The sequence below is a fragment of the Hymenobacter sediminicola genome, from assembly GCF_014250515.1.
Taxonomy (GTDB): domain Bacteria; phylum Bacteroidota; class Bacteroidia; order Cytophagales; family Hymenobacteraceae; genus Hymenobacter; species Hymenobacter sediminicola.
Window position 1 is genome coordinate 2,294,791 of record NZ_CP060202.1, and the last position, 21,932, is coordinate 2,316,722.

Genomic DNA, 21,932 nt, shown 5'->3' on the forward strand with positions numbered 1-21,932 from the left:
TTGGGTAGATAATGGCTATACAAACAGCCGTGAAGCCGCAAGTTAAGGAAATGGCGAAATGGAAAGTTGGTGGAACTGCAAGTTCGTGCAGATTACTCCCTAACTCAGCACTTCGCCAACTCTCCTAGAGCCCTAATCCGGGGAGACCCGGCCGCTGAATAGAAATGGGCTCGATGGGCTCGACGGTGCGGCGTGGAGTTTCGTCCACAATGATGCCTCTGGCCCGGTTGCTCACCTTCCATGCTTTGTAGGTCCAGTGCCGGTTGCCTGGGTTTTCGGCTACCAGCAGGCGGTACTGGTCGGCGGCTTCTGGGTAGCGGCCAAGGCTTTCCAGGCTTTCTGCCAGCATCTGGCGGGCGCCAGCTAGGCGGGGTGCACGGCGCAAGGCGCGCTGCAGGTGCGGAATGGCCACGGCATACTTTCGGGTTTTCAACGCAGCCAATGCCAAACGATAATCAGCACGGTAAAAAGTGGTATCCAGCTGCACGGTACGGGCATAAATGCGCACGGCGCTGTCAGGCTGGTTTTGCAGCTCAAACTGACGGCCATAGTCATACCAGAGCGGACCATAATTGGGCGCTACCTTCAGGCCACGAGCCGCATACAGGGCCGCATTAGCTGGCTGGCGGTAGGCATTCGACAGAAAGGCCAGCTGGTGCAGGGTTTCGGGCTGACGCGGGTCGCGGGCCAGGCTGGCACGCAGGTAGTCCAGAGCCTGCGTGGTATCCTGTAGCCCAACGTGGGCCATGCCTTTGTAGAAAAGGGCAGCTGTGTGGTCGGGTTCCTGCTGCAGGGCACGGTCGAGATAGTCGATGGCAGTTTGATAGTGGCGTGAGGCCAGATGTGTTTCGCCCACCAGCAGGTTCAATTCAGCAGACGCGTAGCCACGCCGCGACGCAATATCGGCGGCGGCCAGAGCACTCTGGAGCTTGCCTTGGGCACGCAGGGCCCGCGCTTTAAGGAAGTAGAACTCACCGGGCGTATCATCCAAGTCGAGGGCCTGGGTTATATCCTGCAAGGCAGGCTCAATCTGGCCGGCATCGAGGCGAAATGCAGCTCGGCGCGCGTAAAGAGAAGCATTGCGCGGTTGGCGAGCTATGGCCCCGTCTAGTTCTTCGGCCTGAATTTTTGGACCGCTCTGTACTGTTTTCAGGTCCACCATTGCCTCAGGCTGCTCCTCGGCGCCGGCACCGCAGGCCGTAGCAAGCAGTGCCGTAAGAGGCAGCAGCAGAAACGGGCGCAAAAAACCCAGGAAGGAAGAAACGGTAGCTGACATCGGGGGCAAAGATACGGAAGGTAGCAGCCGGATAGCACGGGCCGGCTAGTCTACGTTGCGCATGTGCCGATGCACCTGCTTTACCAGCCGCCGGTTTAGTTGCACCAGCATCTTACGGCAGCGCCGGCTGATTTCCAGTTCCTCGGCCGTAACCGGTGTTAGCTCCACGGCATCCTGCAGTACCGCAGTTGCTTGGGTATTATAGCCCTGGTTCAGATACACCCGCGCCAGATCATAAGCATATTCAATGCGCTTGGGGTTCAGCTCGTGCGCTTTGGAAAGTGCCTCTATGGCGGCCCGGGTACTGGCTCCGGAAGGCATACCACCCAGAAACACCCGACTGAATATCCGCTCCAGAATGTTGTAGTGGTCGACGCGGTAGTGCCAGCGGCCCAGCAGCTGCCAGGCATCCGCAAAATCAGGACGCTGCGCCACAGCCTTAAACACATATGGCTTCATCTCCTTATAGGAAAGCAACCGGCTGCGGGCAGTGAGCAAGGTGGCTTGGTTTGCCAGCGCCAAGGCCTCCGCATAATTTCCCTCAGCTCCCTCAGCCCGTACGACAAGGGCCCGGCTGGCATAAAGCCGAGCAGCAGAGAAGTAGGCCATTTTTCGGGTTTCGTCGGTGTAGCGGGCCCCAATCCGGACGCTGAGTACCGCAGCCCGCCATAGAGCTTCGTAGGTGGCGGGAGCCTGAGCCAATGCCTGCTCGTATTTGCCCAAGGCCTCTGAGTCCTTGTACTGGTTTTGCAACTCCTGCCCTTCGCGCAACAGCTTCGCGACAAGAGCTGTTTCCGGCGTTTCTGCGGGCAGCTTAGGCGTAGGCTTAGAGGTCCTGCGCCATTGGGCTTCGGTAGGCACAGCCAGTAGGCCAGCCCAAAGCAGTATCAGCCAAAAAAAACGACCCAAAGGCACTACCATGCAAACAACTACCGCAGACTGTGCCGCAAAGCTGCAGCTTTTCACAAGATGCTTCACTCTGTCGGTGAAGCGTCTGCTTACCACAGGGCAAGCGTACTGCAAGTTCACGAAAAAGCCCCGCAAGTTGCAACTGCGGGGCTTTTCGGTATTTAAAACAACTTAAGCTGCGACTTGGGAGTCTTTAGTATGGCCTGGGCCTGGGCAATATCGGCAGCCGAAATATCCACGGGGCCGGTCAGATCAGGCAGTGGCCCTTCCGGCTCGCTGGGCCCAGCGGCCGACCGGGGAATGGTGGCCGGACCGGCCTTTTTCTTCACTTCGCGCCGCTGGGGCTCAGGACCTTCATCCGTCAGCAGGGTCACGGCATGAATCCGGAAGTAGTTGAGCTTGTTGCCCATTGCCTTCCACCCTTTCACATCAATGAACTCGTGCAGGCTGATTTTCTCGGTTTCCTTGTCGGCTTTCTTATCGCGCTGCAGCTTCACCTCCACTTGCGGTTCGGGGTTGGCCGTTACCGCTATCAGCTTCGAGCCCGTGGTTTCGCTAATAAATGTGAAGCGCTTTTTCAGGGTCGTCGTCTCGATGGTGAACCGCTTTACGTAGTACGTCTTTGATTCGCCCTCGTAATACACAGCCGTTAGCACCAAACCGGGCTCCAGCTTGCGTAGCAACACCATGTTTGCCATCTCAAAGTGCAGCGACAACTCGGGCGGCATCAGTTCGTAGCTGCCATCCTTGTACACACGCAGCAGCGTGTCATCGGTATCGAAGGTACCCAGGTAACGGCCATGGCCGGCATGGTTGAGGCGGCCCACCACACTATCAAAGAACATTTCGCGGCCACCCAGCGTCGAGTCGCCGAGGCTTTTCTGCGTGATTTTCTTGATAGGTTGCTTCGTGACAATGTTTCCCATCGAACCCTTGCCTTTGATTGACAGCTCGGCAAAGTCAAAGTCGAACTGCTTCACGCGGGCCGGCGCCTTATCGGAAAGCTGCACACCTACTATCTCCGACTCCGAATTGGGATTGGCCGTGAGGTAGAGCGTTTTGGTGCCTTTCGTCCCCTTCGTCAGGTCGTATACTTTGTCGCGGGTGATGCCCGTTACAAGGAAGCGCTTAGCGAAGCTGATACCTGAGACACCATCCTGGTAAATCATGTTGTACACCAGCCGGTCGTCGTTCTTGTTATAGACGCCAACGTGCAGAATGTCCTTCCCCACGAAGGTCTTTTCGGCAATCCGGGTTACTGTGAACGTGCCATCCCGCTTGATGCTGATGATGTCGTCGAGGTCGGAACAGTCGCAGACATGCTCTACCTGCTCGTCCTTTTTCAGGCCGTAGCCCACAAAACCGTCGCGGCGGTTCACGTAGAGCTTTTGGTTGGCCACGGCTACTTTTTGGGCCGTTACCACATCAAAGGTGCGGAGTTGGGTTTTCCGCTCCCTATTCTGACCGTACTTTTTAAGCAGCCCCTCGAAGTAGTTGATGGCGTAGCGCGTGAGATTGGCGAGGTGGTCGGCCACTTCTGCCAGCTCCGTTTCCAGCCGCTGAATGTACTCATCAGCCTTAAAGCCGTCGTATTTGGAAATGCGCTTGATGCGGATTTCGGTGAGGCGGGTGAGGTCGTCTTCGGTAATGGCCCGGCGCATCACAATGCGTGTGTCATTGGCCTTGGGCTTCTCGCCTTCGATGCGCACGAATTTCTTCAGGCCCGCATCAATGGTCTGCAGGATTTCCTCCCATGTTTCGCACTCCTCAATTTTGCGGTAGATGCGGTTTTCGATGAAAATCTTCTCCAGCGAAGCCGAATGCCACTTTTCCTGCAGCTCTTCTTCCCGGATTTCTAGTTCCCGCTCCAGCAAGCGCAACGTCTTCTGGGTGCTCAGGCGCAGCATGTCCTCCACCCCCACGAAGCGCGGCTTGTCCTCGATGATGACGCAGGTGTTGGGCGAAATACTAACCTCGCAGTCGGTGAAGGCATACAGCGCATCCATCGTCAGGTCCGGCGAAACGCCGGTGGGCAGATGTACTTGTATTTCTACCGTGGCAGCCGTGTTGTCGACTACCTTTTTAATCTTGATTTTATTCCCTTCCGAGGCTTTCACGATGCTTTCCATCAGCGCCGTGGTGGTGGTGCCGTATGGAATGTCGCGAATAACCAGCATGGTCTTATCGACCTTCTCGATGGTGGCACGCAGCCGGATTTTGGCGCCGCGCAGGCCACCGTTATAGTTCGTGACGTCGCAGAGTCCACCGGTCGGGAAGTCCGGAAACAGCTGGATTTCCCGGCCGCGCAGTACATCAATACTGGCTTTGCACAACTCGCGGAAGTTGTGGGGCATGATCTTGGTGCTCAGGCCCACAGCAATGCCTTCCACGCCTTGTGCCAGTAACAGCGGAAACTTCACGGGCAGCGTAGTCGGCTCACGCTTGCGGCCGTCGTAGCTCATCTGCCACTCCGTGATGTCGGGGTTGAACACGACGTCCAGCGCAAACTTGCTCAGGCGGGCTTCTATGTAACGCGGGGCCGCCGCGCCGTCGCCGGTCCGGATGTCGCCCCAGTTGCCCTGAGTTTCAATCAGTAGGTCCTTCTGCCCCAGGTTCACCATAGCGTCGCCAATGCTGGCGTCGCCGTGGGGGTGGTACTGCATGGTCTGCCCAATGACGTTGGCCACTTTGTTGAAGCGGCCATCATCCATCTCCTTCATGGCGTGCAGAATGCGGCGTTGCACCGGCTTAAGTCCATCTTCAATGGCGGGCACGGCACGCTCCAGAATCACGTAGCTGGCGTAGTCCAGAAACCAGTTCTGGTACATGCCATTCACGGTGGCTACATCGTGGATGGTTTCGCCAGGTGCGAACTTCGGCTCTTCTTCTGCCTCCGCAATTTCTTCGGTTTCGGCTGGTTCCGTTTCCTCAGTGGATGCTTCGGCCGTGGCCATTTCGCTCAGTAGTGCCACTGTTTCCTCATCCGAATCGGCGGGAATGCCGGCGGGGCCAGCAGCAGTAAATGCAGCGGGAGCAGCCCCAAGTTCAACAGTGTCGCCGGCCGTGAACAGGTCGGCCGCATCTTGCTCGGGGGTGTGGGGAGTATTCTCTTCTGACACGGCGGGGTGTGGCGCTTGCCACGGTTATTATCCTTGTACCTCTCTCCGGGTATGGCGGAGCCACACCCGGAGGAAACTCAAAATTACGCTAAATCTTCCTCGGGCACTTCTGCTACGGGCAGCACATCCGAGGTTACCAGGTCCTTTTCCTGACGCAGGTTTTCGATGATGAATTCCTGACGGGCCGGCGTGTTCTTGCCCATGTAATAAGTCAGTACCTGCTGAATACTACGGTCCGACTGCAGAATCACGGGCTCCAGCTTGATGTTGTCACCGATGAACTTGCCGAATTCGTCGGGGCTGATTTCGCCCAGCCCTTTGAAGCGCGTGACTTCGGGGTTGCGGCCGAGCTGGCGCATGGCAGCCTGCTTCTCCTGCTCGTTGTAGCAGTAGATGGTCGTTTTCTTGTTGCGGACGCGGAACAGCGGCGTTTCCAGAATAAACACATGGCCGTTGCGCACGAGGTCCGGGAAGAACTGCAGGAAGAACGTGAGCAGCAGCAACCGGATGTGCATCCCATCCACGTCGGCATCGGTAGCAATAACCACGCGGTTGTAGCGCAGCCCTTCAATGCCTTCCTCGATGTTGAGGGCGTGCTGCAACAGATTCAGCTCCTCGTTTTCGTACACAATCTTCTTTTTCAGCCCAAAGCAGTTCAGCGGCTTACCGCGGAGGCTGAAAACGGCCTCCGTTTCTACGTTGCGGCTTTTCGTGATAGAGCCCGACGCAGAGTCACCTTCGGTGATGAACAGCGTGGTCAGGGCTTCGGCTTCCTGTTTGCCTTCGCCGAGGTGGAAGCGGCAGTCGCGCAGCTTCCGGTTGTGCAGGTTGGCCTTTTTGGCGCGCTGGTTGGCCAGCTTCTTCACGCCCGCCATATCCTTCCGTTCCCGCTCGCTCTGCTCAATACGCTTGCGCAGCGCCTCGGCAGTAGCAGGATTTTTATGCAGGAAGTTGTCGAGGGATTCTTTTACGAAGTCCAGAATAAAGCCGCGTACCGTGGGGCCATCGGGCCCCATGTTCATGGAGCCCAGCTTGGTTTTGGTCTGGCTTTCGAACACGGGTTCCTGCACCCTTACCGAAATGGCCGCAATAATGGAGCCTCGGACATCGGTAGCATCGTACTCTTTCTTGTAGAACTCGCGCACCGTTTTCACTACTGCCTCGCGGAAGGCGGCCAAGTGCGTTCCACCCTGCGTGGTATACTGCCCGTTCACGAACGAGTAGTACTCTTCGCCGTAGTCGTTGCCGTGCGTGATGGCCATCTCAATATCCTCGCCTTTGAGGTGGATGACCGGGTAGCGCAGGCTTTCCGGATCAGCTTTGCGGGCCAGCAGGTCGGCGAGGCCGTTTTCGGAGTAGTACTTCTGGCCGTTGAAGTTGATGGTGAGGCCAGCATTCAGGTACACATAATTCCAGATCTGATTTTCGAGGTACTCTGGGATAAAGCGGTAGTTGCGGAAAATCGTGTCGTCTGGCTGGAATGTCATCAGCGTGCCGTTGCGCTGGCTGGTTTTCACCGGCTTAGCGTCGCTGGTAAGGATACCCTGCGCAAACTCGGCAGACTTCATCAGCCCGTCGCGGACGCTCTGTACCAGAAAGTAATTGCTGAGCGCATTAACCGCTTTGGTACCGACCCCGTTTAACCCCACAGACTTCTGAAAGACCTTGGAATCGTACTTGCCGCCCGTGTTGATTTTGCTGACTACATCCACCACTTTACCCAGCGGAATGCCGCGGCCGTAGTCGCGCACCTGCACCCGGTGGTCAGAAATCTTAATTTCAATCGTGCGGCCGTGGCCCATCACGTGTTCGTCAATCGAGTTGTCGATGACTTCTTTTACCAACACATAGATGCCATCATCGTACGCCGAACCATCGCCGAGCTTGCCGATATACATACCAGGCCGCAACCGGATATGCTCGCGCCAGTCAAGGGAACGAATGCTGTCTTCGGTGTAGCCGTGCGTAGCAACGGATATCTGTTCTTCACTCATCAGTAGATCGAAATTCAATTCCGGAGTAAAATAACGCAGAAAACTGACCTTTTCCACGTTTCAATTTCGCTAGTAAAGTTAGCAAAATCTCTTTTCCAAACCCAGCACCGCTTCAGTTTGTTCCGGGGCATTTCAATACAAATGCCTCACAACCGCACTTTTCTCTCTCCCAATTTTACCAACTCTATTAGCAAAATGCTTACTCCTGCTGCTCAGCATCATTTGCCTCCTTCCGGCCATAAGCCCAGTCCGGTAGTCAAGCAGACCCCCATCATTCAGTTCGCCTTCTTTCTGCTTGGTGCGGTACTGCTGGTCTACTCGCTGAAAGTCCTCGACGACATCCTGCTGCCGCTGCTGTTTTCGGCCGTATTCACTTTGTTGCTGCTGCCCATCTGCCGCTGGCTGGAGCTGCGTGGCTTGCCGCGGGTACTGGCCATTATTCTGTGTCTCTTGCTAGTGCTGGCCGTTTTTGCGGGGGTTATTCTGGGGTTTGGCTCGCAGTTGGCGCAGTTTAAAAGCGAGCTACCCAAGCTGCAGACCAAGATGATGGAATTCTTCACCCAGGCGCAGGAATGGGCGCATGTGAAGTTTGGCTACAAGCCCATGAGTATCGAAGATCTGAAGGAAACGACGGTCAAGACGCTGAAAAAATCGGGCGGCTCCTACCTCGGTACTACGCTTAACACCACCACCGCGGTACTCAGCAACCTAGCGCAGGTACTCATCTACATCTTCTGTCTGCTGCTCTACCGTGACCATCTGCGGCAGTTTATGTTCCGTTTTGTAGCCCCCGACAAGCGCACGTCGGTGCTGCATACCGTCGACAGTATTCAGACCGTAGTGCAGGCCTACATTTCGGGCCTGTTCAAAGTCATTGTAATTGTGGCTGTACTTAACGGTATCGGGCTGCTTGCGTTGGGCGTCAAGTTCGCCATCTTTTTCGCCATTTTCGCCTCTGTGCTGGCCATTATCCCCTATATCGGCATCATGATTGGAGCCACCGTGCCGGCCATTATTACACTGGTTGAAACCGGCTCCCCGCTGCAGGCAGCGCTGGTAGTTGGGGTGTTTGTGGTGGTGCAGTTTCTGGAAGGCAACTTCATCACGCCCATGATTACTGGCTCGCAGGTCAGCATCAATCCGCTGGCCGCTATTCTGGCCCTGATTCTGGGGGCTGAACTGTGGGGCACACCGGGCATGATTCTCAGCATTCCGCTCATGGCCGTTGCCAAAGTTGTACTGGATGCTAATAAAGCCACAGAGCCCTGGGGTTTCCTGCTCGGCGACACTGCCGAAGGCGAGGACTCCACCAAGCCCGAAAACAACGAGCCGAACAGTGTCCAGAAGCTCTGGCGACGGCTGCTAAATAAAGATTGATGGCTCAAGCGCCCGGCTAACTGCCGGGCGCTGCTTTTTATTGCAACTCGAGGGTGTAAGTGTCTGTGGTTTCGGCCGTGGCTCCGAAGCCCTCTTTTTGATTTAGCAGGCCCTGGTTTACCTCTCCGTGCACGGTAGAAATGCCGAATGAAAACCGTTGAAAATGCGCTGACTTCACCTCAAGCAGATGCGCCAGAACGGCATCAACGGCGCCGGTTTGCTTGCCGAAAGGGTTTCCGGCTATGTACTGCGTATGCACAAATCCCTGGTGCGTGTCCTGAAACACTACCACCCCGGCCACAACTTCTACCCCTATTCGTGCCACCCAGAGTTCTATATGGTCCGGGTTCTGGTCGCGCAAGCGGCATATTTCAGCTAGCGTATGTACGGGGCGGCGCCCGTGCACCTGGAGTAGGTTTTGAGTGAGAATGTCCCAGAAGGCCGCGTACTCAGAGTCAGCTGCCGTAGCTGCTACTACTACCCCGTGGCGGCGCGCTTTGCGCAGATTGCCCCGCCGCCAGGTGCCAATCCGGAAAGGCCGTGTCAGATTGATGACGGAATTCAGCTCACGGCCAGTGAGGCGGGCGCCCTGCTGGTGCAGCCAAAACAATAGCCCTTCAGAAGGCTGGCGGCAAAACACGCGTGGTACCGGCTTCAGAATAAGCTGCCGGAACCCAGCTGCCTGCCAGGCAGCGCGCAGCAATTCTAGCCAGGCAGCTACCTCCGTGTATTTGGGTTGTGCAACCGTAACGAGGCCGCCATAGGCCAGTCCTGGGTGCGCTATCAGTACATCAGGCGCGGTGGTGGTATGGGCGGTAGCTGCCACAAAAACGGCCCGTAGCTCCTGCCCCTGCCATACCAGCCACGATTGGTCCTGGAAACGGTCTTGGTGATAGGTAAGAAACGACTGTTGAAACAGGAAAGGCCCGTTGTCGGAAGCCGCTACCAGCGCATCCCAGGCTGCCTCATGCGCCTTTGCGTACGGTTCTACCCAGGTTACGGCCGGCAAGTGGCTCATAGCGTGTCCGACGCATTAGCCAGGGCCCGAAAAGCCGCATAGTCGCGGATATAGCTAGCCTCGGAATAGGGCTGCGATACTAAACATAGCAGCACGGCCTGCTTGTGGAAGCGGATGGTGCGCCAGTACAGGCCCGGCAGGTACAAACCGACATCTGGGCGCTCCAACGTAAACTGCTGCTGCTCGCCAGCCGGATTTTCGAGGGTAACATCAAGGCGGCCACTTACGGCAACCAGCAATTGTTCCAGTGTATGGTGGGCATGGTGGCCCCGCAGTACATTGGCCGGAGTACCATACGTCCAATAGACCCGTGCAATAGGGAATGGCAACGCCCCTGGAGCAGCCGTTGCGGTATAGCCAGTGGCTGCATCACCGATGACGGGTAGCGGCATCAGGCGCGGTACAGGCAGGGCTTCAGCAGGCACTATGGACATGGGAGCAAACGGACACAAACCCCGCCAGCACTACTGTGCGGATTAGTCAAAAGTAGCGCTTCTCCCCTTCCCGGCCAACCTTGGCTCTTATATAAGAAGATGAGCCAAAGCCGCGCAGCACGCCAGAATTTTATTCCGTTCTGCTACAACTCCTCACCCCACCACTAAGTATACTTCTCCGGCGTGGTCCTGAAAAACGGACAGGCCCTGAACTTCTCACTTCCACCTAAACTTCTACCCCATGGCAGCTATTACCGGCGAAACCGCCCGCGCATACAACGACTTGGTTGAAATCAACAAGACAGCCGCCAAAGGCTACCAAGAAGCAGCAGAGGAGATTTCCGATGCAAATCTAAAATCGAAGCTGAGCCAGATGAGCCAGCAACGCGCCCAATTTGCCGCCGACCTCACGCAGCATGCGCAGCAATTTGGCATCAATCCGGCGCAGGAAAGCACAGTTGAGGCCACGATAGCCGATGCTGCCGCTGCTGTACACCGGGGCTGGATCAATATCAAATCGGCCATTACGGGCCAAGATGACTCGGCTATTCTGGGCGAGTGCGAAAACGGTGATTCGGTGGCTCTGCAGTCGTATGAAACAGCGCTGAAGTCGCAGGAACTGCCCGCAGAAGCCCGCACCGTCATTCAGCAACAGCATGGCTCCATCCTGTCTGATAAGAACTGGATTACGCAGCAGAAAGCGACACGCTAGAATTACTGCACCTCGTGAAAAAGACCCGCCTCGTGCGGGTCTTTTTTTGTGCGCTTAGCTGAAACAAGTCGATGCAACCTCCCAGGCTGTATCTTTGTTACCAATTGCATTAGCATTGTTTATTACCTGATACCGCGCCGCTTTTGTACGCCATCATTGACCTTGAGACTACCGGGGGACAGCCCACGCAGGACCGCATTACGGAAATAGCCATCTTTATTCATGATGGTGAAAAGGTGGTGGACCAATACGATACGCTGGTTAATCCGGGGCGCTCCATTCCATTTTTTATCACCCAGCTCACCGGCATCAACGATGAGATGGTGCGCGACGCACCCAAGTTTCATGAGGTGGCCCGCAAAGTGGTGGAAATGACGGAAGGCTGCGTGTTTGTGGCCCACAACGTACGCTTCGACTATTCCTTTCTGAAAAAGGAATTCGGCGACTTAGGCTACAACTATTCGCGCAAAACGCTGTGTACCGTGCGCCTCAGCCGCTCCCTGATGCCGGGCCAGCCCAGCTACAGTCTCGGCAAGCTGTGCCAGAACATTGGCATTCCGCTGAACGGTCGCCACCGGGCTGCTGGCGACGCCGCCGCTACGGCTATCTTGTTTGACCGGCTGCTCAAAATCAGCCAGCAGGAAGAGGCGCTGACTAAGCCCGGCCTATCTCCGGCCGATACGCTGGCTGCCGTGGATGCAAATGCCCCGGCCGGCCGCCGACCAGTTCCGCCGGCCACTGCCAGCCCGGCCGCCACAAAGGCCCCTTCTGCCCGCAAGATAAAAGCAGTGCAGGAAGCTATCCGGACGGCGCTACTACCGCCCAACATCACACCGGAAAAAGTGGCCTCACTGCCGCATACGGCGGGCGTATATTACTTCCACAACGAGCAGGGCGAGGTGATTTATGTGGGCAAGAGCATCAATATCTACAAACGCATCCAGCAGCATTTCGCGGTTGACTACAAGTCGCGCAAAAGCATAGAATTCAAAAACTCCATTTCCGATATCACCTGGGAACTGACCGGCTCGGAATTGGTGGCGTTGCTGTATGAGTCGCACGAAATCAAGCGGCTGAAGCCACTTTACAATCGGAAGCTGCGGCGCTCCGTGTTTCCGGCCGGTATTTTCCTGCGCACCGACGAGCAGGGCTACAAACACCTCTACTACGGCCGCGCCGATGACCATGCGGAGTCGCACCCGCTCATTGCGCTGGGCAACCAGTACAAGGCCAAAGGATTCCTATTTCATAAAGTCTCCAAGTTCAATCTGTGCCAGAAGCTCTGCGACTTATACAAAACCACGGGGGCCTGCTTCGACTACCAGGTGCACCGCTGCAAAGGTGCCTGCCTGGGCCTGGAGCCACCCGAAGAGTACAACCAGCGCGTAGAGGAAGCCATTGAGTCGTTTACGTATGAGCACGGCTCATTTGTGGTGATTGGGCAGGGCCGCCGCGAGGACGAAAAGACGATTGTACTAGTTGAAAACGGCCGGTACCAAGGCTTTGCCTATGTCGATACCGAATCGTTTTCCGCCCGCAGCTTAGCTGATTTCAGAAACGTCATTACTCGCTACAACGACAACAAGGATGCGCAGCAGATTATCCGGCAATATCTGCGCACCAAGCATAAGGACAAGGTGAAGATTTTCAAATAGTTCTCGGCTTACCGCCACCCAATCTTGGTACCCTGCTTATATAGCGGGGTATTTTTTTTATATCCAAGACAGGTTTCCGCCGGTTCTATTTCATTAAGATTAGGAATACCTTATATTCAGTTTGTAGGCTGTCGGCCTCTGTCGTTCTGTTTGTCTTCGTGCCTATGAAAACGCTCTTTACGTCCCCGTACTTGCTTATTCATCATGATGGATTCGGGCACGCCCTGGAACTGGAATGGCTCGACTTTGCCAACAGCGTACAGCTGCGCGAAGGCATGTGGGAAGGGCTGCGGCTGGCTAGCCTCTACAATGTCCGGGCATGGATTGGTAACCTACGCGGCATGCACGTTATCCGCCCCATAGACCAGATTTGGCTGAATGATGAATGGTTTCCGCGCTTCGCGGAGCTCAATATCACGCACATGGCCATTGTGGAATCGGAGGATGTGCTGAACCGCCAGGGCGTGACGCAGGTAATGCACCGCGCCGGCGCTATGGCCCCACTCAGCACGGCGTGGTTCCAAACGGTAGAAGAAGCGCGCAGTTGGGTACGCAACACGGCATTCGCCCTGCAGGCTTAGCTTACTGAATGAACATCTGGGTTCAGGCGTATTTGCCCGCCTCAGGACGCACTAATATGCTAGTGCAGCCTAACCCTGCTCTTGCTGGCAGCTACGCAGCCATTCTACCGCCTGGGCTTCATCATTGAAACGGCGCATCCGGTACGTATGGGTCGGATTGCTCTCGTTTTCCTGAAAGACCGGTATGGCCTGGGTAACCAATTGATAGGTTGGAGATATCAGTTGGCTCAAAAACACGGGCTGCCCCAGCTGCGCGCGCAGGTGTGGAAAGTACTCTTCGAAACCCCATTTAGTGGTTTCGGCATCTGCTGGCAGACGCCGCCGTCCATCGAGCAGCCAATATGGGCACTGGCTTTGGCGGGCTGCTTCCAGAATAAAGTGGTAGCCTTCCTGGGTTTCAGCACCAGAAACCGGCCGCAGCCACCGTGCTACCAGCATGTTCAAATCTAGACGGTGAACGATATGGAGATAGTCGGAAATAGTAAACGCTTGCATTGTAAGCTCGGCAGAAGCTCAAATGTAGGGCAGATTCCCTGCATATCGAACAGCTAACCGCCGGGAGTTTTTAGTACAGCCGGTGCCGCAGAAGCCAACCAGCTGCATCAAATTCGGTGGCGGCAGGGTGGTACTTCTCTACCTTTATGGCCTTCGGAACGAGCACCGTGTTACCGTCGCCGCTTTCAAATACGGTGCTGCGGGTGCGCGCTTGCCCAGTGGCGGCGGGTGGGCCCAGCACTACATCCTGCCCGGCGCCATCATAGAGCCCGACTGTGATGCCGGTAGGTGGCAGGGCCCGGAATTCGAATATATCATTGCCACCCAGCCCGAACAGTTTGAGCGTGCTGGTTTCGGTGGTGCTGAAGGTACGCTGCCCTACCAGACTGTCAGGGCGGCTGGCACCCAATTGATACACCCGAACCCGAACCTGCTGCGCATTCGGCGAGTCCAGCACAAACCGCTCGGGCTGGTCGGTGCCGGGCAGCTCTATGTTGCGGGCCAGCAGCGCGTAGAACTTGTCGGCCACAGCCGGAAGCTGGTTGCGGCGCTGACTGAGCTTGTGCTCAAACTCCTGCCCGGCCAAGGCATACACTTCTTTGGGCCATATTGCCAGCGCCTCCCGAATCACCGGGTCAGGCAGCTGTTTCTGAAGCGAATCGGCAATCTGGCGGAAATCCTCGCGGCTCAGGTACACCAGCAACGACTTATCCATGGGCTGCGCGGCGCGGTTCAGGCCTTCCACATCGGAGAGCCTGATTTTTTCTTCGAAGGTCTGATAATTAGATTTCACCCACCCTATCATGTGCGTGAACAGGCCATCATTGAACTTAAAGAAAGCATGGTCTCGGTCGCGTGGAATGGGATGATACCGGACTCCGCCCCCAGAACCTTCAAAACTGGCCCAGCGCCATTGGTCTTCCCGCCGGCTCCAGTCGCCGAGCCACATATCAAACAGCCGCGCCCGCAGGTAGCGCCGCGCATCCACCCGAAACTGTGGGTTGGTCATCAGATTGGTAAACACTTTACGAGAGCTTTCCACCCGTGCAGAATTGCCGAAGCTGGCCACTGTACTTTGGTCACCCTCGGGCCGCTCTTCCAGCAGATACAGCGCGTTGGCGAATCCCTGGCGGTACTCCCCAAGCCCGGGGTCGTCGCCGACGTATACTAGGCGCGGGTTGGTGTGGTAAACGCCTGCCGCCCGGGCCAGCCGGGGCACTACGTAGGCGCCGTATGGATTGATAACACTAGTCTGGTCCTTCATCAACCGCCCAATAGGGCCATTCTGCAGGCCTTCGGGCAGAGCTTTGGTTGCGTCTTTATCTACGGAGCGTAGCACGTACTGCACCCCGTTTCGGTCTACAAGGCGCAGGTTTTTGGTTTGGAATGAGCCGCCTTCCCGCACCGGAGTAAGTCCGCCGGGCACCACGGTGCGCAGATTCAGCACGGGTACTGTTACGGGCAAAGCCCATAAGTCGCGGTAGTGCTTGCCCCAGAAGAACGTGTGCAGGCCGGAACGCTGGTACTGAGGGCCGGCTGCTATCTGCACCGTGGAATCAGTGAGCATACGGGCCACGGGCGGCACGGGCGGTGCGGCCGGAGCTGAGCAGGCATGGCACAACAACCCAATACAAAGTCCGCCGGCCCACAGGCCTCGGGATGGTAGCAAAAAACGTGACACGCGGCAAAGCAATTAGCTGCCGCCGGGCTGGCGGACTGTCTTATACCGTAAACACAGCCGTAGGGGTTGGCAGCGGCCGGTATGAAGTGCCATGCCTACTCGAATTCCGTTACCCTAGCCTGTTCAGCTAACAAGTCCATCATATCTGCGTTGAAGGATACCAGCCGCGCTTTCCGCTCCGCATGATTTTTCGCTACTCCCTCCCCTTTTTCCTGCTCCTGACGGCTGGCTGCGCCCGCCAGACCTTCTTTCAGCCTGATGCCCGCCCTGACACCGCGCCCCTTGCAGCCGGCGCCGATAGTGCCCGGGTGACAGCCGGCCGGCACTATCAGCGCGGCCCTATTGGGCGGTTTTTGCTGGGGCAGCACCATCGGGCAGCCTGGGCTCAGCCCGTGACGCTGCCCGTGCTTGATGTGGCTTCAACAGTGCCAGGGGGCCTTAAAGCCGGCAAGATTGGGGGCGGGTTTCAGACTATCAGCATGACAGTGCTAGGAGCAGATGGCCGAGGCTACGCGCTTCGCTCCATCGACAAAGACCCCTACCGCACCCTACCAAAAGTGCTGCGCCATAGCTTCGTGCTGAATGTAGTGCGCGATGCTACGGCGGCCGGACAGCCGTATGGTGCATTTGTAGTGCCTCCGCTAGCCGAGGCCGCCGGTGTGCTCCACACCAATCCCAAAGCCTATTATGTCCGCTCTGACGAAACTGGCTTCGGGGCAGCCTCGGAGCGGTATCAGGGGCGAGTAGTGCTACTGGAAGAAAAGCTGGAAGGAAAGGAAAACATAGCCGGCCGCCTGCCCGGTGCTACGGATCTGGAGGAGAGCGACAACATCCTGGCTGAACGGTATAAGTCGCCTAAAAATACCGTTGATGAAGCCGCTTTTCTACGGGCCCGCCTGCTGGATCTGTGGCTCGGCGACTGGGACCGGCACGAGGGCCAATGGACCTGGGCTGCCTACCCGCAGGCGCAGGGCCAGACCCGCTGGGTACCTATACCGCAGGATCGGGACCAGGTTTTTTTCCGGTTTGACGATGGTGTGCTGTCTTGGCTAATGAGCAAGGCGGTAGCGAAATTTCGGACGTTTGGGCCGCGCTATGAAAGCATAGAGGGCTACACCCGCAATTCCCGCTACATCGACACGCACGTCCTGACCGAACTGAACCGCCGTACCTACCTCGCCACCGCACAGGACCTACAGCGCCGCCTCACCGACTCGGTGATTACGCAGGCCGTGCGGCAGGGCCTGCCCCGGGAGGTTTTTCGCCTTGAGGGCCCAGCCATGATTGCCGCTTTGCGTGCTCGTCGCGAAGCTCTACCCAAAGCGGCCACCGACTACTACCGCCTCCGCGCCCACGATGTGCTGGTAGCTGGTACTGATGCCGACGAGCGGTTTGTGGTTGAGCGGCTCAATGACACGGCTACGGTTGTGTCGGTGTATGAGCTGGAGCCTTCCGCCAAACGGCCCGACTCGCTGCTGTACCGCCGCGTCTTCAATCCCGCTGAAACGCACAGCATAGCACTGCACGGCCTGCACGGCGACGATGTATTTGAGCTGAGTGGTTCTGTACGCCGCAGCCCGTTCGTGCATATCTACGGTGGGCCCGACGAAGACAAAGTGCGCGATAAGTCCCGCGTGACCGGCCTGCGCCGCAAAACGCGTTTCTACGACACCAAGCGCAACAACGACTTTGAGCCTGCCCCGGAGCTAAAGGACAACACGACCAAAGGCGTAGAAAGCCACGCCTTCGACCGGGACGGCTCGGGGAGGTAACTGGCCCTCCCCGTTTCATTATTTCGCCTTTTCCAACTCGGCCAGCATGTCCAGCACCATGTGTTCGGTGGGCGTGAGCAGGTCGTTTTCGGCGGGGTCCGCGTCGTGGCGGCGCAGGTAGTCGATGAGCTTATCCGAGTTGAACAGCTCCATCACCTGCGGATGGATGTAGTATTTGGAGCACACAGTGGGTGTGTTGCCCAGATCGTGGGCCACGTCTTTCAGAGCGCGCTTCAGCGTCTTGGGCTTGGGGAAGTCCGGCTCTTCGTCCAGTACCCGCTCCAGGCATTCCACCATTTTTACGGTGCCGCCCCAGGTCCGAAAGTCCTTCGCCGAAAGCTTCATGCCCGTAACCTGCTGCAGGTACTCATTTACATCACCCGATTCCAGCTCCTGGCGTTGCCCATCGGTGCTGTAGTACTGGAACAGGTGCTGGCCTGGTATTTCCTTGCATTTCAGCACCAGCCGGGCCAGCTTTCGGTCGTGCAGAGTCAGGTCGTGGGCTACTCCTTTTTTGCCCACAAAAGCAAAGCGGACATCGGCTCCTGTCACCTGCACATGCTTGTCGCGCAGAGTCGTGAGGCCATAGGTTTTGTTCTTTTCGGCGTATTCACGGTTGCCGACCCGGATGAATGATTTGTCCATGAGCGTCAGCACTAGCGCCATCACCTTTTGCTTATCCAGCTGCGGGCGGGCCAGGTCCTTATGCATTTGGGCCCGCAGTTCGGCCAGCTTTTCCCCGAAAGCCCGCAACCGGCTGAACTTGGTGAGGGCACGTGCTTGGTCCCAGGCGGCATGGTAGAGGTATTGCTTGCGGCCTTTCGCGTCACGGCCCGTTACCTGCAAATGGCTGTTGGGCGAAGGCGAAATCCAGACTTCCGTCCAGGCTGGCGGAATCACGAAGCTCTGGATACGGCTGAGCACTTTCTCGTCCATAATTTTCTCGCCCTGCGCGGTGTAGTAGCCAAAATTACCGTTGCGGGTAGCTTTGCGAGTGATACCCGGTTTGGTATCGGTTTGGTAACGCAAGCCAGCCAGCTCGGCCTGACGAGCAGGATCTTTGTACAATTCGTGCGCTTCCTCCAGAGGAAGCAGGTGCTTTTTGCGGGTTTTGGGGCGGGCGTGGGTAGTGGCAGAAGCGGACATGACAGATAGCAAAGTATGAGCGCCGGAATGGCGGCTTCCGGTGTACGGGTGGCAGCCCGGAAAAGGTGGCATGCGGAGCGAAAGGCTTTTTTTCCTACTGGTTTTCGGTGCCTTAGCCCAGAATGCGTTCCGCAGACAACCTCCAAAAGCCACTTCCCGTACCCGCTCCAGTGATTCTGGCATCGTTTTTTCTTCCGCCTGCCGCAGACTACCACCCTTTCTACACCCCAAATCCAATTTTCATGCGCCGTCTTTTGCTCAAACCTTGGCTCCTGCTTTCCCTGGCTGCCACCCTCGGCGGTACTGCCGCCTGCTCCTCCGATGGCGACGGAGTTCTCCTGTTTTCGGTGGAGGACGACAAAGCTCTTGGCGAACAGGTAGCCGCCCAAACCGACTCTACCTACCGGGCCAAAGGCCAGTTGCTGGAGCGCAACTCTACAAACGCCCGTGCTTATCAGCTGCTCGATGGCGTAGTAAATAAGGTGCTCAATTCCGGCGAAGTGAAGTACCGCACCGAGTTTCCCTGGGATGTTAAGATCATCAAGGATGATGCCGTGCAAAACGCCTTTGCTACCCCCGGCGGCCACATCTACGTATTTTCCGGTCTGATCAAGTTTCTCGACAACGAGAACCAATTGGCGGGCGTGTTGGGCCACGAAATTGCTCACGCCGACCGTCGGCACACTTCCAAGCAACTGCAGCAGCAGTATGGCATCAGCCTGTTGCTGAGCATCCTGGTAGGTGACAACCCAAATCAACTGGTGCAAATTGCTGCCGGTTTGGGCCAGCTTAAATTCAGCCGCGACGATGAAAGCGAGGCCGACCAATACTCAGTCATTTATCTCAATAAGACGGAATATGCCTGCGACGGCGCCGCTGGCTTCTTCATTAAGGCTGAGGCACAAAACCAGAGCGGCAACGGTCCGGCCTTCCTCAGCACCCACCCAGCTCCTGCTTCCCGCATCCAGGAAATTCAGGCGAAAGCCGCAGAGCTGAACTGCCAGAACCGTACTATTTCGAATACCGGTTTCGAGGAATTGAAGCGGATTATTTAGTCTGAGGCTTATTTGCTCTTAGCCAGCCACCTGAAAAGCCAGCCGTATACACGGCTGGCTTTTTTGTGTTTTCTAGTCACCCAAAACCTCATTCTCGGTATCATTTACGCTACTTCCTTCGTACTTGCAGCCATGTCTCTCCTCAACAAACTTGGCAGTTTTGCCGAACGCACCGACGACCTACTCACGCGCACTCGTGCCCGGCTGGGCATGCTGCATCCGTTGCAGCTATTGCCTTACCGCAGCTACGGCACGCCCACTCGTCTTTATGTGAAAGGGCGGTTGCTCACCGACAAAGGCATTACGGAACCCGACGCTTCCGATTCGAGGCTGCACAACCTGCTGAATATGTACCGCCGTTTCGACAGCAACGAAATCAGCGGCGCGCAACTGGTAGTACGCCCTGCAGACGGCTCGGAGCATCCGGTCGTGACGGACGAGGAAGGCTATTTCACGCTGAACCTAGAGCCCCAAAGCCTGCCGGAGCCAGTAGATTTTCTGTGGTATCCGGTGGAAGTACTCCTGCAGCAGGTGCCGCATCCGTTTACTGCGCAAGAGCTGCGCGCCGCCGCGCCGGTGCTCATCCCCCCTGCTGATGCCGAGTATGGCATCATATCCGACCTAGATGACACGGTTATTCAGACGTCGGCTACCAACCTGCTGCGCATGGCCCGTACGGTACTGATCCGGAATGCCCGCTCCCGCCTGCCGTTCAAGGGGGTGGCTGAGTTTTACCGGCAGCTGCAGCTGGGCCGCAACGGCAAGCGCAACAATCCATTCTTCTACGTCAGCAGCTCACCCTGGAATCTCTACGACCTGCTAGAAGATTTCCTGGACCTCAACGATATTCCGCCCGGTCCGCTTTTGCTGCGCGACATGGCGGTTGCTGGCAAGAAGTCTGGTGATGCCACCGCTCACCACGGCCACAAGCTCAAGGAAATCGACAATCTGCTTCTCACCTATCCAACCCTGCCGTTCGTGCTCATCGGCGACTCTGGACAGGAGGATGCCAATATCTACCGAGAAGTGGTACGCCGCCACCCAGGCCGCATCCTAGCCATCTATATCCGCGACGTGAACCTTCCTGAGCGGGCTGCCCTAGTAGAGCGGGTAACGGAGGAACTGCGCGCTGACAAGGTAGAAATGCTACTCGTGAAAGACACCGTACAGGCCGCTGAGCACGCGGCTGATGCTGGTTTCATCTTCCGGGAAGCAGTATCTGCTGTGGAGCAAGAGAAGCAAAAGGATGAAGCCGCCGATACCGAATCGGACTTGGATGGCGAAGGCACCGGCGAACCGGTGATGCAGTAGTCTGGCACCAAGAGAATTTTCAGGCATACAGCATAAAACGCCCGTCCCATTCTAAACATAGCTTAGAATGGGACGGGTGTTTTATGCTGTTGCCTAGCAAGCTTAACTAGAGTGGTCGGCGACGATGACCCATTGGCCATTCAGGCGGCGCAACACCAGCAGGTAGTGGCCTTGCAGGTCGCCGGCGGCCGGCCGCGTCAGGTGCCAGCGGCCTACCACGTGTGCGGTATTTGGCCCATCGGGTATGATGCGTAGGCCCTCGAAGCGCAGCTGGCCCATGGCAGCGGCGTTGGGGTAGCTGCGGCGGTAGTTGTCGAGGGTGGGTTGCCAGCCATAGGTAAGGCCTCGTTTGCCGATGAACACCAGCGAATCATGCTGCCAGTAACCCTGCATGAACCCCGCTACATCTCCGCGGTTCCAGGCGGCCGTCTGGGTGTGGAGCAATTGCGCAATGGCGCGGCGTGTTTCCGCCGGAGAGTCGCGGGAGTCTGAGTAGTCGGAAGAGCAGGCGCAGAGCAGTAGCCCCAGCGAAAAAGCGGCGAGTACTTTCAGTTTCATAGCGGTAAGTATACAGGTTTCGGCTGCAAGGCAGTTACTGGCGAGAGCCACCACAGGCAGCAGAAGCTGGTTTCTACTGCCTGTAAGTCGTAGTAATGGCCTTGGCACCTGAGACGCCAGGCAAAGCTGCTTGAGTACCTAGAGCTAATCCAGCAGTTCTTTCACGTAAACCGTTCCGCCCAGCCGGCTCATATTGCGCATCACGCGTTGTTGCTTGGCGCGGGCCTGGGGACCGGGGTTGCTGGCCCGAAAACGCAGCGGGTTAGGCAATACGCCCGCCAGCAGCGCTGCTTCAGCGCGACTAAGTTTGGCGGCGGATTTGTGAAAATACCGCTGCGAAGCCGCCTCTACGCCAAAGGTGCAGTCCCCCATTTCAGCTACGCTCAGGTACATTTCCATGATGCGGCGCTTGTCCCAGAGCAACTCAATAAGCACCGTAAAGTACGCCTCGGCAGCCTTGCGCACATAGCTGCGCCCCTGCCACAGAAATACGTTTTTGGCTACTTGCTGCGAGATAGTACTCCCACCGCGCAATTTTTTGCCGCCATTAAAATTATACTGGGCTGCCTTCCACAGCGCATTTCCATCAAAGCCATGGTGCAGCAGAAAGCGTTGGTCTTCGGCCGCAATCAGTGCCAGTGGCACCTGCGCTGATACCTCATCAAGGCCTTTGAAATAGTACCGAATCCGGCGGTCATCTTCCTGAATGCCGTGGTAGCCAAGGCCAACCGGCGCGTGGGCGCGACGGTCCAGCATAAGCCAGGTAGCCGGCGGCGACACCCAGCGGTAAATCAACACCCAGGCTACAGAGGTCAGAAACAAAGCCGCTACAACCTGTA

The 21,932-nt window shown here is 57.0% G+C and carries 18 protein-coding genes; 7 read left to right on the forward strand and 11 right to left on the reverse strand.

Annotation, left to right across the window (positions count from 1 at the left end; translation table 11 throughout):
* Positions 1-124 precede the first annotated feature (124 nt).
* From H4317_RS09710 to H4317_RS09725, 4 genes are all read right to left on the reverse strand, one after another.
* Complete coding sequence (locus H4317_RS09710; RefSeq protein WP_185886287.1) at positions 125-1,276, reverse strand: tetratricopeptide repeat protein; 1,152 nt, start codon at positions 1,274-1,276, stop codon at positions 125-127.
* 45 nt (positions 1,277-1,321) lie between these two features.
* Positions 1,322-2,185, reverse strand: coding sequence for a tetratricopeptide repeat protein (locus H4317_RS09715; protein ID WP_185886288.1), 864 nt, complete (start codon positions 2,183-2,185; stop codon positions 1,322-1,324).
* Positions 2,186-2,346: 161 nt separating this feature from the next.
* Positions 2,347-5,139: a DNA gyrase/topoisomerase IV subunit A gene (locus H4317_RS09720; RefSeq protein ID WP_185889996.1), complete on the reverse strand. Its 2,793-nt coding sequence runs from the start codon at positions 5,137-5,139 to the stop codon at positions 2,347-2,349.
* 248 nt (positions 5,140-5,387) lie between these two features.
* Positions 5,388-7,298, reverse strand: coding sequence for a DNA topoisomerase IV subunit B (locus H4317_RS09725; RefSeq protein WP_185889997.1), 1,911 nt, complete (start codon positions 7,296-7,298; stop codon positions 5,388-5,390).
* A gap of 195 nt (positions 7,299-7,493) precedes the next feature.
* On the opposite strand from H4317_RS09725, the gene H4317_RS09730 reads away from it, so the two are divergent.
* Complete coding sequence (locus tag H4317_RS09730) at positions 7,494-8,675, forward strand: AI-2E family transporter (protein WP_185886289.1); 1,182 nt, start codon at positions 7,494-7,496, stop codon at positions 8,673-8,675.
* Between the two features lie 37 nt (positions 8,676-8,712).
* Here the strand turns inward: H4317_RS09730 and H4317_RS09735 are convergent, their stop codons facing one another.
* Positions 8,713-9,693: a GNAT family N-acetyltransferase gene (locus H4317_RS09735; RefSeq protein WP_185886290.1), complete on the reverse strand. Its 981-nt coding sequence runs from the start codon at positions 9,691-9,693 to the stop codon at positions 8,713-8,715.
* Positions 9,690-10,127 (reverse strand): sugar 3,4-ketoisomerase, encoded by a 438-nt coding sequence (locus H4317_RS09740; protein ID WP_185886291.1) that lies wholly within the window; start codon positions 10,125-10,127, stop codon positions 9,690-9,692. The genes H4317_RS09735 and H4317_RS09740 overlap by 4 nt, the downstream gene beginning before the upstream one ends.
* 241 nt (positions 10,128-10,368) lie before the next feature.
* Here H4317_RS09740 and H4317_RS09745 point away from each other — a divergent pair, with 241 nt between their 5' ends.
* From H4317_RS09745 to H4317_RS09755, 3 genes are all read left to right on the forward strand, one after another.
* Entirely contained in the window at positions 10,369-10,839 is a 471-nt protein-coding gene (locus tag H4317_RS09745) for a ferritin-like domain-containing protein (RefSeq protein ID WP_185886292.1), read from the forward strand.
* A gap of 143 nt (positions 10,840-10,982) precedes the next feature.
* Positions 10,983-12,494, forward strand: a complete 1,512-nt coding sequence (locus tag H4317_RS09750) for an exonuclease domain-containing protein (RefSeq protein WP_185886293.1) — start codon at positions 10,983-10,985, stop codon at positions 12,492-12,494.
* 164 nt (positions 12,495-12,658) lie between these two features.
* Positions 12,659-13,075 carry a hypothetical protein gene (locus tag H4317_RS09755; RefSeq protein ID WP_185886294.1) on the forward strand — a complete coding sequence of 139 codons (417 nt, stop codon included), beginning with the start codon at positions 12,659-12,661 and terminating at the stop codon, positions 13,073-13,075.
* Between the two features lie 69 nt (positions 13,076-13,144).
* On the opposite strand, the gene H4317_RS09760 is transcribed toward H4317_RS09755, so the two are convergent.
* Both H4317_RS09760 and H4317_RS09765 read right to left on the reverse strand, forming a co-directional pair.
* Positions 13,145-13,570 (reverse strand): hypothetical protein, encoded by a 426-nt coding sequence (locus tag H4317_RS09760; RefSeq protein WP_185886295.1) that lies wholly within the window; start codon positions 13,568-13,570, stop codon positions 13,145-13,147.
* Positions 13,571-13,640: 70 nt separating this feature from the next.
* Positions 13,641-15,137 (reverse strand): hypothetical protein, encoded by a 1,497-nt coding sequence (locus H4317_RS09765; RefSeq protein WP_185886296.1) that lies wholly within the window; start codon positions 15,135-15,137, stop codon positions 13,641-13,643.
* Positions 15,138-15,433: 296 nt separating this feature from the next.
* Here H4317_RS09765 and H4317_RS09770 point away from each other — a divergent pair, with 296 nt between their 5' ends.
* Positions 15,434-17,023, forward strand: a complete 1,590-nt coding sequence (locus tag H4317_RS09770) for a hypothetical protein (protein WP_185886297.1) — start codon at positions 15,434-15,436, stop codon at positions 17,021-17,023.
* Positions 17,024-17,041: 18 nt separating this feature from the next.
* Here H4317_RS09770 and H4317_RS09775 read toward each other — a convergent pair whose 3' ends face one another.
* The gene (locus H4317_RS09775) at positions 17,042-18,169 is read right to left on the reverse strand and encodes a DNA topoisomerase IB (protein WP_185886298.1); all 1,128 of its coding nucleotides are present in this window, start codon (positions 18,167-18,169) and stop codon (positions 17,042-17,044) included.
* Positions 18,170-18,411: 242 nt separating this feature from the next.
* Here H4317_RS09775 and H4317_RS09780 point away from each other — a divergent pair, with 242 nt between their 5' ends.
* Together H4317_RS09780 and H4317_RS09785 are read left to right on the forward strand one after the other, a co-directional pair.
* A complete protein-coding gene (locus H4317_RS09780) occupies positions 18,412-19,224 on the forward strand; it encodes a M48 family metalloprotease (protein ID WP_185886299.1) in 813 nt (270 codons plus the stop codon).
* Positions 19,225-19,356: 132 nt separating this feature from the next.
* Entirely contained in the window at positions 19,357-20,535 is a 1,179-nt protein-coding gene (locus H4317_RS09785; protein ID WP_185886300.1) for an App1 family protein phosphatidate phosphatase, read from the forward strand.
* A gap of 102 nt (positions 20,536-20,637) precedes the next feature.
* Here H4317_RS09785 and H4317_RS09790 read toward each other — a convergent pair whose 3' ends face one another.
* Positions 20,638-21,093: a YybH family protein gene (locus H4317_RS09790; protein WP_185886301.1), complete on the reverse strand. Its 456-nt coding sequence runs from the start codon at positions 21,091-21,093 to the stop codon at positions 20,638-20,640.
* Positions 21,094-21,237: 144 nt separating this feature from the next.
* Positions 21,238-21,915, reverse strand: coding sequence for a monofunctional biosynthetic peptidoglycan transglycosylase (mtgA, locus tag H4317_RS09795; protein WP_260625613.1), 678 nt, complete (start codon positions 21,913-21,915; stop codon positions 21,238-21,240).
* Positions 21,916-21,932 lie beyond the last annotated feature (17 nt).

Bases quoted from the DNA above. Each gene is read 5' to 3' on its own strand.
- H4317_RS09785 (WP_185886300.1), top strand. From the start codon at position 19,357: ATGTCTCTCCTCAACAAACTTGGCAGTTTTGCCGAACGCACCGACGAC.
- H4317_RS09775 (WP_185886298.1), bottom strand. From the start codon at position 18,169: ATGTCCGCTTCTGCCACTACCCACGCCCGCCCCAAAACCCGCAAAAAG.
- H4317_RS09745 (WP_185886292.1), top strand. From the start codon at position 10,369: ATGGCAGCTATTACCGGCGAAACCGCCCGCGCATACAACGACTTGGTT.
- H4317_RS09770 (WP_185886297.1), top strand. From the start codon at position 15,434: ATGATTTTTCGCTACTCCCTCCCCTTTTTCCTGCTCCTGACGGCTGGC.
- H4317_RS09760 (WP_185886295.1), bottom strand. From the start codon at position 13,570: ATGCAAGCGTTTACTATTTCCGACTATCTCCATATCGTTCACCGTCTA.
- H4317_RS09780 (WP_185886299.1), top strand. From the start codon at position 18,412: ATGCGCCGTCTTTTGCTCAAACCTTGGCTCCTGCTTTCCCTGGCTGCC.
- H4317_RS09755 (WP_185886294.1), top strand. From the start codon at position 12,659: ATGAAAACGCTCTTTACGTCCCCGTACTTGCTTATTCATCATGATGGA.
- H4317_RS09710 (WP_185886287.1), bottom strand. From the start codon at position 1,276: ATGTCAGCTACCGTTTCTTCCTTCCTGGGTTTTTTGCGCCCGTTTCTG.
- H4317_RS09730 (WP_185886289.1), top strand. From the start codon at position 7,494: ATGCTTACTCCTGCTGCTCAGCATCATTTGCCTCCTTCCGGCCATAAG.
- H4317_RS09720 (WP_185889996.1), bottom strand. From the start codon at position 5,139: ATGGCCACGGCCGAAGCATCCACTGAGGAAACGGAACCAGCCGAAACC.
- H4317_RS09740 (WP_185886291.1), bottom strand. From the start codon at position 10,127: ATGTCCATAGTGCCTGCTGAAGCCCTGCCTGTACCGCGCCTGATGCCG.
- H4317_RS09765 (WP_185886296.1), bottom strand. From the start codon at position 15,137: ATGCTCACTGATTCCACGGTGCAGATAGCAGCCGGCCCTCAGTACCAG.
- H4317_RS09725 (WP_185889997.1), bottom strand. From the start codon at position 7,298: ATGAGTGAAGAACAGATATCCGTTGCTACGCACGGCTACACCGAAGAC.
- H4317_RS09790 (WP_185886301.1), bottom strand. From the start codon at position 21,093: ATGAAACTGAAAGTACTCGCCGCTTTTTCGCTGGGGCTACTGCTCTGC.
- H4317_RS09735 (WP_185886290.1), bottom strand. From the start codon at position 9,693: ATGAGCCACTTGCCGGCCGTAACCTGGGTAGAACCGTACGCAAAGGCG.